This is a genomic window from Herbaspirillum lusitanum P6-12, from assembly GCF_000256565.1.
Taxonomy (GTDB): domain Bacteria; phylum Pseudomonadota; class Gammaproteobacteria; order Burkholderiales; family Burkholderiaceae_D; genus Herbaspirillum; species Herbaspirillum lusitanum.
On the sequence record NZ_AJHH01000576.1, the window covers coordinates 1 to 1,736 of the forward strand.

Annotated in this window: 2 protein-coding genes; both read left to right on the forward strand. The window is 64.7% G+C overall.

Features of this window, described 5'->3' with window-relative positions; translation table 11 throughout:
* A partial coding sequence (locus tag HLUSI_RS0118910; protein WP_016835441.1) for an ABC transporter substrate-binding protein occupies positions 1-1,010 on the forward strand: 1,010 nt, incomplete at its 5' end.
* Positions 1,007-1,736 (forward strand): ABC transporter ATP-binding protein (locus HLUSI_RS0118915; protein WP_016835442.1); only part of this gene is annotated, 730 nt, incomplete at its 3' end. The genes HLUSI_RS0118910 and HLUSI_RS0118915, both read left to right, overlap by 4 nt.

Here is a 1,736-nt window from a genome sequence, read left to right on the forward strand (position 1 = left end):
CAGCCGCGCCTGCCGCCACCGACAAAGTCGTCATCGGCGTCTACGGCGGCGACTGGGAAAAGAACATCCGCGCCGCCGGCCTTGAGCAATACGCCAAGGACAACAAGCTGAACGTGGAAATCGTGCCGGGCGCCGACGCCGAGTGGCTGGCCAAACTGCGCGCCGCCAACGGCAACAATCCAGCCTACGACATCGTCGTGTTCCAGCCCGACTCGGTACAGCGCGCCGCCGCGGCAGGATTGCTGGAGCCGCTGGAAGCGAAGAACATCCCGAACCTGGCCAAGCTGTACCCGACCGTGCAGGAAAAATTCACCAAGGACGGCAAGACCTATGCCGCCGCCTTCAGCCTCGGCCAGCTCGGATTGGCGTATCGCACCGACCTCGTGAAGACGCCGCCCAAGAGCTGGCTCGACCTGTGGAATCCTGAGTACAAGGGCCACGTCGCGATCTCCTCGCCGAGCTATGCGGCCGGGCTGCAATTCTTCGCCGGCCTGACCCATGCGCTGGGCGGCGAGCTCAAGAACGACGCCGATGTCGAACGCACGTTCGCCAAGCTGGCTGAACTCAAGGGCAACGCGGTTGCCTTCCCGGACAGCCCGGGCGCCATCCAGACTTTGCTCGAGCGCGGCGACGCGTGGGTGGTGCCGTACTGGGACGGCCGCGTGTTCGCCTTGCAGAAGAGCGGCCTGAAGGTCGGCTTTGCGTATCCGACTGATGGTCCGGTCGTGGGCGCCGCCAACTGGGTGATCGCCAAGGGCGCGCCGAACCTGGCCAATGCTTACAAGCTGCTGGATTTCCTCTCCAGCGACAAGGTCCAGAAGGCGTTTTCCGACGGCTCGCTGTACGGCATGACCAACCAGGACGTACAGTACAACGACGAGCTCAAGACCAAGGTGCAGGTCGGCGAAGAGGCGTACAAGAAACTGATCTGGATCGACTACGCAACCGCCACGCCGAAAGTCACGGACTGGACCAACCGCTGGTCGCAAGCGCTGGGCAACGGTAAATGAGTGCGATCGACATCCACGGCGTAGCGCATCGCTTCGGTGATCTGCAGGCGCTCGCTGGCGTCGATCTGTCGATCGCGCAGGGAGAATTCTTTTCCCTGCTGGGGCCGAGCGGCTGCGGCAAGACGACCCTGCTCAACATCATCGCCGGTTTCCTGGCGCCGAGCGCGGGTACGGTGGTGGTGGGCGGGCGCGACGTCACCAGCCTGCCGCCGCACCGGCGCGACATCGGCATGGTGTTCCAGAGCTACGCCTTGTTCCCGCACCTGAACGTGTTCGACAACGTCGCCTACGGCCTGCGCGTGCGCAAGGCCAAGGGCGAAGACGTCCGCGCCCGCGTCGCCGAGATGCTGGAGCTGGTGCGCTTGTCGGAACTGGCGCAGCGCATGCCGCACCAGTTGTCGGGCGGCCAGCAACAACGCGTGGCGATTGCGCGCGCGCTGGCGATCCGGCCGCAGGTGCTCTTGTTGGACGAGCCGCTATCGAATCTCGATGCCAAGCTGCGCAAGGAAATGCAGACCGAATTGCGCCGCCTGCTCGGCAACGTCGGCGTGACCACGGTCATGGTGACGCACGATCAGGAAGAGGCGCTGGGTCTATCGGACCGCATCGGCATCCTCGGCGCGGGCCGCTTGCAACAGGTCGGTACGCCGCTGGAGTTGTACCGCCGTCCGGTCAATCGCTTCGTCGGCGAATTTCCCGCAAAGGCGTGCCGCTGCAACTTGCAAG